The organism is Rathayibacter sp. PhB151, from assembly GCF_004366415.1.
Taxonomy (GTDB): Bacteria; Actinomycetota; Actinomycetes; order Actinomycetales; family Microbacteriaceae; genus Rathayibacter; species Rathayibacter festucae.
Window position 1 is genome coordinate 247,237 of the sequence record NZ_SOEN01000009.1, and the last position, 9,352, is coordinate 256,588.

Below are 9,352 nucleotides of genomic sequence, written 5' to 3' on the forward strand. Positions count from 1 at the left end.
GGGTGGAGCGGGCAGGTCAGTCGGCCGCGAAGAAGATGTTCTTGGTCTCGGTGAAGCCGAGCGCCGCGTCGGGTCCGAGCTCGCGGCCGAGCCCGGACTGCTTGAAGCCGCCGAACGGCGTCGAGTAGCGGACCGAGGAGTGCGAGTTGACGGACAGGTTGCCGCTCTCGACCGCCCGCGACATCCGCAGCGCGCGGCCGAGGTCGCGGGTCCAGATCGAGCCGGAGAGGCCGTAGTCGGTGTCGTTGGCGAGGCGGATCGCGTCGGCCTCGTCCTCGAAGGGGAGAACGGAGACGACCGGGCCGAAGACCTCCTCGCGCCAGACCGGGTCGCCGCTCGAGGGCAGCAGCACGGTCGGCGGGAACCAGAAGCCGGGGCCCGCGGGCGCCGAGCCGCGGAACGCGACGGGTGCCCCCTCCGGGACGAAGGCGGCGACGCGCTCGTGCTGCGCGGCCGAGACCAGCGGGCCCATCTCGGTCGCCTCGTCACGCGGGTCGCCGACGACGACGCCCTGCACGGCCGGCTCGAGCAGCTCGAGGAAGCGGTCGAGGACGCGCCGCTCGACCAAGATCCGGCTGCGGGCGCAGCAGTCCTGACCGGCGTTCTCGAACACCCCGTAGGGGGCGGTGCTCGCGGCGCGCTCCAGATCGGAGTCGGCGAAGACGATGTTCGCGCTCTTGCCGCCGAGCTCGAGCGTGACCCGCTTCACCTGGTCGGCGCAGCCCGCCATCACCCGCTTGCCGACCCGCGTCGATCCGGTGAAGACGACCTTGCGGACCAGCGGGTGGGTCACGAAGCGCTCGCCGACGACGTCGCCCCGGCCGGGCAGCACCTGGAAGAGGCCCTCCGGCAGCCCCGACGCGAGGGCCAGCTCGGCGAGGCGCAGGCTCGTCAGCGGCGTCCACTCGGCCGGCTTCAGCACGACGGCGTTGCCCGCGGCGAGCGCCGGCGCGAAGCCCCAGGAGGCGATCGTCATCGGGAAGTTCCACGGCGTGATGATGCCGACGACGCCGAGCGGCTCGTGCACCGTCACGTCCAGCCCGCCGGCCACCGGGATCTGCGCGCCGAGCAGGCGCTCCGGGACGGCGGAGGAGTACTCCAGGACGTCGCGGACGTGCCCCGCCTCCCAGCGCGACTGCGTGATCGGGTGGCCGGAGTTCCGAGTCTCGAGCTGCGCCAGCTCCTCGATCGCGCCGTCCACGGCGGCGGCGAACCGGCGGAGGGCGCGGGCCCGGTCGAGCGGGGCCAGCGCCGCCCAACCGCGTTGCGCCACGGCCGCGCGCTCGATCGCGGCGTCGACGCTCGCGAGGTCGGCGAGGGCGACCTCGTCGAAGGCGGCGCCCGTCGAGGGGTCGACGAGGGTCTGCACGGTCGTCTGCGGAGTGGGCGTCGGCGGGGCCGGCGTCTGCGGGGTCGGCGTCTGCGGGGTCATCGGAGTGCGTCCTTCGGGGTTCTGAGGGAGGAGCCGTCTGCCGTGCCGGTGCCCGCGCGGTGCGCGAGTGCCGCGGCCACCAGGCCGGTGAACAGGCGGGTGTCGGCGGTGTCCTCCTCCGGGTGCCACTGCACGCCGAGCGCGAAGCGGCGCCCCGGCAGCTCGAGCGCCTCGATGGTGCCGTCGGCGGTCCGCGCGGCGACCTCGAGGCCGTCCGCGACCCGGTCGACCGCCTGGTGGTGGTAGACCTGCGCGACGACGGCGTCCTCGCCGAGCAGCCCGCGCAGTCGTGACTCCGGCTCGACCGCGACGTCCACGTGCGAGAACACGCCGCCGCCCGCCTGGTAGCGGCGGTCGCCGACGACGTCGGGCAGGTGCTGGTGCAGGGTGCCGCCCAGCGAGACGTTGAGGAGCTGCGCGCCGCGGCAGATGCCGAGGAACGGCAGGTCGGCCTCGAGCGCGGCGGTCATCAGGTGGTCCTCCCAGGCGTCGCGCTCGGGGCGGGGGGCGTCGGTCTCCGGGTGCGCCTCCTGCCCGTAGCGGGCGGGGTCGATGTCCTTGCCGCCGCAGACGATCAGCCCGTCGAGGCGCTCGACGACGGCGCGGGCGGTCTCCGCCGAGGCGGGCTGCGGCGGCAGGAGCAGGGCGACGCCGCCGGCCCGGGTCACCGAGTCGATGTAGTTCGCGGGCAGGAAGGACGCCTCGACGTCCCAGACGCCCGAGACGGCGCGCTCGCGGTAGGTGGTGAGTCCGATGATCGGACGCGGAGCGACGGGACCCTGCTCGGAGTCCGTCCGCAGGTCAGAGCCGCTCAAAGCCGCGCACCCTCTCCCAATCGGTGACGGCGGCGTCGTAGGCGGCGAGCTCCACCCGGGCGTTGTTCACGTAGTGGTCGACGACCTCGTCGCCGAAGGCGGCCCGGGCCAGGGCGGAGGACTCGAACAGGTCGGCGGCCTCGCGCAGCGTCGTCGGGACACGCGGCGCTCCGGAGCCGTAGGCGTTGCCGGTGCAGACGTCCTCGAGCTCCAGCTCGTTCTCGATGCCGTGCAGCCCGGCGGCGACCAGCGCGGCGACGGCCAGGTACTGGTTGACGTCGCCTCCCGGCACGCGGTTCTCGACGCGCATCCCGGCGCCGTGGCCGACGACGCGCAGGGCGCAGGTGCGGTTGTCGAGACCCCAGGCGACCGCGGTCGGCGCGAACGACCCGTCGACGTAGCGCTTGTAGGAGTTGATGTTCGGCGCGAAGAAGAGGGTGAACTCGCGCATCGCGGCGAGCTGGCCGGCCAGGTAGTGCCGGAAGAGCGGCGACATCCCGTGCTCGCTCTCCGCGTCGGCGAAGACGGGAGTGCCGTCGGTGCCGCGGAGCGAGAGGTGGATGTGGCAGGAGTTGCCCTCGCGCTCGTTGAACTTGGCCATGAAGGTCAGGCTCTTGCCGTGCTTGTCGGCGATCTCCTTCGCCCCCGACTTGTAGATCGAGTGGTTGTCGCAGGTGACGAGGGCGGCGTCGTAGCGGAAGCCGATCTCCTGCTGGCCCAGGTTGCACTCGCCCTTGATGCCCTCGCAGTACAGGCCGGCGCCCTCCATCGACACCCGGATGTCCCGCATCAGCGGCTCCATCCGGGTCGAGGCGAGCAGCGCGTAGTCGATGTTGTAGTCGCTGGCGGGCGTGAGGCCGCGGTAGCCCTTCGCGAAGGCCTCGCGGTAGGAGTCGTCGAACACGATGAACTCGAGCTCGGTGGCGACGAACGCCTCGAGGCCGCGCTCGGCCAGGCGGTCCAGCTGCGCACGGAGGATCTGCCGCGGCGCCTCGCCGACCGGAGCATCGTCGAGCCAGGTGAGATCGGCCGTGACCAGCGCGGTCCCCGGCAGCCACGGCGCGAGACGCAGCGTCGAGAGGTCAGGGATCATCTTCATGTCGCCGTAGCCGCGCTCCCAGCTCGAGATCGCGTAGCCCGCGACGGTGTTCATCTCGACGTCCACGGCGAGCAGGTAGTTGCAGCACTCGGCGCCGTGCGCGGCGACGTAGTCCTGGAACAGCCGCGCCGAGATCCGCTTGCCGACGAGACGGCCCTGCATGTCGGTGAAGGCGACGATCACCGTGTCGATCTCTCCCGCCTCGATGAGGGTGTCGAGTCGCTCGAGGGTGAGCATGCCGCGCACGGGGGCGGGGTCGGCGGCACGGCGTCGATCGGCGGCACTGCTCTCGGCGCTGACAGGTGCCATGGGATGCCTCCGGGGGTCGCTCCGCCGGGTGGCCGGACGAGGCCGCATGGTCGGATCGGGGTCCATTGAAGCACAGCCGCTGTTCCCGAGGGAGTGATGCCGGCGCCGACGGCGCGGGATGCGTGTCGATCCACCGGACCTTCGGATCGCGCCGTTCACACCGTCGTAACGCCATCGGTCTTCCCAGCGTCCATTGAGGTCCCTATGCTCGGACCACCCGAGCCGAGGAGACCCGATGGCAGAGCAGACGAAGCAGACTCCGACGAGCAAGGGTGCGAGGCGCCCGGCGACGTCCGGACCCGACTCCGCGAACGTCACCAGCACCGCGGGGGTGACCTATCGCGAGGCCGAGGCCGGCTACTTCGAGAAGCGCACCCTGCGCCGCTCCGCCGGCGTCTGGGGGCTGTGGGGCCTCGCGGTCGCCGCCGTCATCTCCGGCGACTTCTCCGGCTGGAACTTCGGCATCGACTTCGCCGGCTTCGGCGGGATGCTGATCGCCTTCGCCGTCCTCGTGGTGATGTACTACGGCCTCATCTTCTCGATCGGCGAGATGTCCGCCGCGATGCCGCACACCGGCGGCGCCTACTCCTTCGCCCGCTCGGCGATGGGGCCGTGGGGCGGCCTGGTCACGGGACTGGCCGAGACCATCGAGTACGTGGCCACCACCGCCGTGGTCGTCTTCTTCTCGGCGCAGTACGCGAACGGGGTGACGAGCGAGCTGCTCGGCTTCGACCTCTCCGGCGCGATGTGGATCTGGTGGCTGGTCCTCTACATCGTCTTCGTCGCGCTGAACTCGGCGGGCGCGGCGATCTCGTTCCGCTTCGCGATCGTCGTCTCGATCGTCTCCATCGCGATCCTCCTGGCCTTCTCCGTGATGGCCCTGCTCTCGCCGGCGCTCGACTGGTCGAGCCTGTGGAACATCGCGCCGGACGCCGGTCGGACCGAGTTCCTCCCGCACGGCGTCCTGCCGATCCTCTTCGCGCTGCCGTTCGCCATGTGGTTCTTCCTCGGCATCGAGGAGCTGCCGCTGGCGGCCGAGGAAGCGCACGACCCGGTCCGCGACATCCCCCGCGCCGGCTTCTGGGCCCGCGGCACCCTGATCGTGACCGGCCTGCTCGTCCTCTTCCTCAACACGGCGCTGATCGGCTCCGAGGCCATGGGCGTCTCGACCGAGCCGCTGCTCGACGGCTTCCGCGCGATGGTCGGCGACGGCGCGGCCGCCGTGCTCGCCCTCTTCGCCCTGATCGGGCTGCTCGCCTCGCTGCAGGGCATCATGTTCGCCTACGGGCGCAACATGTACTCGCTCTCCCGGGCCGGCTACTACCCGCGGGTGTTCTCGCTCACCGGGAAGCGCCAGACGCCGTGGATCGCACTGACCGTGGGGGCCGTGATCGGCTTCGTCGCCCTCGTCGTCGTCGACGTGCTCAGCCGGCTCGACCCGGACAACGCCGGCGCCGTCGCGGGCGCGATCGTGCTGAACATCGCGGTCTGGGGCGCGGTCGTCGCGTACTTCATGCAGATGGTGTCCTTCGTGCTGCTGCGCCGCCGGTTCCCGAACGCGAGCCGGCCGTACCGCAGCCCGTGGGGCCTCCCGGGTGCGGTGATCGCGGCGCTGATCAACGTGCTGATCTTCCTCGGCTTCCTCTTCAATGACGCGTTCCAGCCGGCGATCATCGCGATCGCCGTGGTCTACGTGATCATCCTGATCGGCTTCGCCGTCTGGGGCAGGAAGCGCCTCGTCCTCTCGCCTGAGGAGCGCTACGCGCTGAGCGGCGGACTGCAGGCGGCGCCGAGCATCCCGGAGCCGGACCGCGTCGACTGAGCGCGGGCGGGCGGGGCGCCGCTGTCTCAGCCCCTGCCGCCCCGGCTGTCGTGGGCGCGGTCGAACGCGACGGGGGAGTAGCCGTCGCGCCGGACCGCGAGTGCGAGCGGAACCGCGACGGCGGCGAGCAGGACGAGGACGAGGAGCAGGGCGAGCATGGGGCATCCGATCTCGAGGTGATGCTCCGAGAGTGGCCCGGTCCACTCGGCTCTGGGGGTGAGAAGAAGGGCCACCTTGCGCGCCACGGTCCTTCGGTGGCCGCTTCGTGCGAGGTGGCATGACCGACGGTGGATCCGCCCACCCGACCGGCGTCCGGCCGTCCGGCGGGCAGGAGGCGAGCCGGAGCCTGCGCCGGACGCCGCCGATCCGCCCGGAGCGGAGCCCCGGCGTAGGCTGGCGGCGCAGTTCGCGGACCCCCTGCACCCTTCGGGGCCGCACGACGACAGCGACGGAGCTGACGTGACATCCGCCTCGACCACCCTCCCCGAGAGCATCGACCCTGCGAGCAACGACCCCGTGAGCAACGGCCTGCGGGGCGCCGCCCTGCAGGTCCCGCCGGAAGGACCCCCCGTGGACGCCGACACCCGCACCGAGACCGACTCGCTCGGCCCGCTCGACATCCCGGCCGACGCCTACTGGGGCATCCACACCGCCCGGGCGCTGGACAACTTCCCGATCTCCAAGCGCCCGATCTCGATCTACCCCGATCTGGTCCGCGCCCTGGCGACCGTCAAGCTCGCCGCCGCCCGGGCGAACACCGAGATCGGCAGCCTTGCGCCGGCGAAGGCCGAGCTGATCGAGCAGGCCTGCCGCCGGATCATCGACGGCGAGTTCCACGACCAGTTCGTGGTCGGCGTGATCCAGGGCGGCGCGGGCACCTCGACCAACATGAACGCGAACGAGGTCGTCGCCAACGTCGCCCTCGAGATCGCCGGGCGGCCCAAGGGCGACTACGCCTTCCTGCACCCGCTCGACGACGTGAACCGCAGCCAGTCGACGAACGACGTCTACCCCACGTCGATCAAGATCGCCATGACCTGGTCGCTGCGCCGCCTGCTCGACGAGCTCGCCCTGCTCCAGGCCGCGTTCTCGCGGAAGGCCGTCGAGTTCGGCAGCGTCCTCAAGGTCGGCCGCACCCAGCTGCAGGACGCCGTGCCGATGACCCTCGGCCAGGAGTTCCACGGCTTCGCGACCACGCTCGGCGAGGACCACGCGCGCCTCTCCGAGACGATCTGGCTGCTCGCCGAGGTCAACATCGGCGCCACCGCGATCGGCACCGGCATCACCGCCGACCCGCGCTACGGCGCCGCCGCCGTCCGTCACCTCAACGAGCTCACCGACCTCGACCTCGAGATGGCGCAGGACCTCGTCGAGGCCACCAGCGACACCGGCGTCTTCATGTCGTTCTCGAGCGCTCTGAAGCGCTCGGCCATCAAGCTGTCGAAGATCTGCAACGACCTGCGCCTGCTCTCCTCCGGCCCGCAGGCCGGCTTCGGCGAGATCAACCTGCCGTCGCGCCAGGCGGGCTCGAGCATCATGCCCGGCAAGGTGAACCCGGTGATCCCCGAGGTGGTCAACCAGGTCGCCTACTCGGTGGCGGGCGCCGACGTCACGGTGACGATGGCCGCCGAGGCGGGTCAGCTGCAGCTGAACGCGTTCGAGCCCGTCATCGCGCACTCGCTCCTGCAGAGCATCACCTGGATGACCCAGGCGTGCCTCACCCTGCGGATCAACTGCATCGACGGCATCACCGCGAACGTCGACCGCCTCGAGGCGATGGTCGCCTCCTCCGTCGGCGTCGTCACCGCGCTGACCCCGAGCATCGGCTACACCGCGTCGGCCGCGATCGCGAAGGCGGCGCTCGCCACCGGCCGCAACGTCGCCGACCTCGTCGTCGAGGCCGGCCTGATGTCGCGCGAGGAGGTCCTGCGCCTCATCTCGCCCGCCCGCCTCTCCGGCATCGAGGCGATGACCGCGGCCCTCCCGATCATCGAGCCCCCCACGGAGTAGCACGCCCCGCCCCCTCCGCGAGATGCCACTTGTGCGCGCTTTCTGCGGCGTGTCGCGCTCACAAGTGGCATCTCGCGGGGAGCGTCGGCGCGCAGCTGCCGAGCCTCACCCGGGCGGGTCGCACTCAGCGCTGGTCCGTCGTGGTCCGCATTCCGCGAGATGCCACTTGTGCGCGCTTTCTGCGGCGTGTCGCGCTCACAAGTGGCATCTCGCGGCGGCGAGGTGCAGGGCGGCGTAGCTGCGCCAGGGGGCCCAGGGGCGAGCGGCCTCGGCGAGGGCTCGGCGAGTCGAGGGAAGGCCGAGTGCGGCGGCGCCGGCGCGGACGGCGCGGTCGCCGGCCGGGAGGACGTCCGGGTCGCCGGTGATCCGCGCGGCGACGGACGCAGCCGTGGCCGGATCGATGCCGTCGACGGCGAGCAGGCGCTCCACCAGGTCCTCGCGGCGGAGGCCCGCGTCCAGGCGCAGAGTGCCGTCAGCCAGGAAGGCCGCGCTCCGCCGGACCGTCTCGTTCCGGTGCTCGGAGCCGCGCAGCACGTCCGCTCCGTTCTCCGCGATCGCCGCGGCGGAAGGGAACGCGTGGGTGACGCCGCCGGCGGCGAGGCCGGCGGGCAGCGGCTCGCCGAGCGCCGCGATCAGCCGGGTCAGCGCCGTGCGCGCGACCGCGGTCGGCGCACCGAGCCCGATCAGCGCGCGCAGCAGGGTCTCGGCCGGGTCGACGGAGCCCGCCAGTCGGATCCCGGGAGTCGCGGAGACCAGCGGCGCCAGCACCGGATCGGCGCCGAGCGCCTCGTCGATCGCGGCGGAGTCGGCGTCGAGGTCGAGCAGCCTGCGCACCCGCGCGACCAGGGGGCCGACATCGGCCACCGAGACCAGGGTCGCGGTGCAGCGGATCGCCTCGCCGTCCGGCTCGAGCCGCACGACCGCCGGGCCGCCGGGCAGCGCGAGCGAGCGCGAGTACCGGCCCTGCCCCGCCTTCTCGAGCCCCGGCACTGCGTCGGCGCCGAGGACGGCGAGCACGCCCGGATCGAACGGCGCACGCACGGCGAGCCGCAGCTCGAGTGTCGTCGCGCCCGCGTGGACGGCCGCCTCCGACCGGCCTCCCCGGGCCGACGCCCGCAGCGCGCTCGGGCTCCGCTCGTACACCTCCTGGATCGTCGCGTTGAACTGCCGGATGCTCGCGAACCCCGCGGCGAACGCCACCTCCGAGACCGGCAGCTCCGTGCCGGTGAGCAGGAGCCGTGCAGTCTGCGCCCGCTGCGCCCGGGCGAGGGCGAGCGGCGGCGCGCCCAGCTCGACCCGCAGGATCCGTCCGAGCTGCCGGGCGCCGTAGCCCAGGCGCCCGGCCAGCCCCTCGACCCCCTCGCGATCGACCACACCGTCGCCGATCAGCCGCATCGCGCGCGCCGCGGTGTCGTCGCGCAGGTTCCACTCCGGTGACCCGGGCACCGCGTCCGGCAGGCAGCGCTTGCAGGCGCGCAGCCCCGCCTCGTGCGCGGCCGCCGCGGTCGGATAGAACCGGACGTTCCCGGGCCGGGGCGTCGTGGCGGGACAGCTCGGCCGGCAGTAGATGCCGGTCGAGTGCACCCCGGTGATGAACCGACCGTCGAAGCGGGAGTCGCGCGAGGCGACCGCGCGGTAGCGCTCCTCGAACAGCGGATCCTCGACCATGCTCCGAGACTGGCACGCCCCGCGGCCGGGCGATCGCGGAAATCGGACACGGCCCCGCGAGCAGCGCCGCTGCCCCCCCCCCCCCCCCCCCCCCCCCCCCCCCGGCGGCCCCCGGGCGCCGGGGGGGGGGGGGGGGGGGGGGCCCGGCCCCCCCCCCCCCCCCCGCGCGGGCGCCCGCGGCGGCGGGCGGGCGGCCA

Annotated in this window: 7 protein-coding genes; 2 read left to right on the plus strand and 5 right to left on the minus strand. The window is 73.0% G+C overall.

Annotated elements, in window-relative coordinates:
• Positions 1–16: 16 nt before the first annotated feature.
• From EDF35_RS17045 to EDF35_RS17055, 3 genes are read right to left on the minus strand one after another with little or no spacing between them, the layout of a single operon-like run.
• On the minus strand, positions 17–1,432 hold the full coding sequence (locus tag EDF35_RS17045; RefSeq protein ID WP_123733977.1) for an aldehyde dehydrogenase family protein: 1,416 nt from the start codon (positions 1,430–1,432) through the stop codon (positions 17–19).
• Positions 1,429–2,247: a gamma-glutamyl-gamma-aminobutyrate hydrolase family protein gene (locus EDF35_RS17050; protein WP_243840034.1), complete on the minus strand. Its 819-nt coding sequence runs from the start codon at positions 2,245–2,247 to the stop codon at positions 1,429–1,431. Before EDF35_RS17050 ends, EDF35_RS17045 begins: the two co-directional genes overlap by 4 nt.
• Entirely contained in the window at positions 2,234–3,583 is a 1,350-nt protein-coding gene (locus EDF35_RS17055; protein ID WP_133963213.1) for a glutamine synthetase family protein, read from the minus strand. The genes EDF35_RS17050 and EDF35_RS17055 overlap by 14 nt, the downstream gene beginning before the upstream one ends.
• Positions 3,584–3,890: 307 nt before the next feature.
• On the opposite strand from EDF35_RS17055, the gene EDF35_RS17060 reads away from it, so the two are divergent.
• Entirely contained in the window at positions 3,891–5,477 is a 1,587-nt protein-coding gene (locus EDF35_RS17060; RefSeq protein WP_133963195.1) for an amino acid permease, read from the plus strand.
• A gap of 26 nt (positions 5,478–5,503) precedes the next feature.
• Here EDF35_RS17060 and EDF35_RS21440 read toward each other — a convergent pair whose 3' ends face one another.
• The gene (locus tag EDF35_RS21440; RefSeq protein WP_260300772.1) at positions 5,504–5,635 is read right to left on the minus strand and encodes a hypothetical protein; all 132 of its coding nucleotides are present in this window, start codon (positions 5,633–5,635) and stop codon (positions 5,504–5,506) included.
• A gap of 412 nt (positions 5,636–6,047) precedes the next feature.
• Here EDF35_RS21440 and EDF35_RS17065 point away from each other — a divergent pair, with 412 nt between their 5' ends.
• Positions 6,048–7,487 carry an aspartate ammonia-lyase gene (locus EDF35_RS17065; protein WP_243840041.1) on the plus strand — a complete coding sequence of 480 codons (1,440 nt, stop codon included), beginning with the start codon at positions 6,048–6,050 and terminating at the stop codon, positions 7,485–7,487.
• Between the two features lie 195 nt (positions 7,488–7,682).
• Here EDF35_RS17065 and EDF35_RS17070 read toward each other — a convergent pair whose 3' ends face one another.
• A complete protein-coding gene (locus EDF35_RS17070) occupies positions 7,683–9,155 on the minus strand; it encodes an Ada metal-binding domain-containing protein (protein WP_133963196.1) in 1,473 nt (490 codons plus the stop codon).
• Between the last annotated feature and the right edge of the window lie 197 nt (positions 9,156–9,352).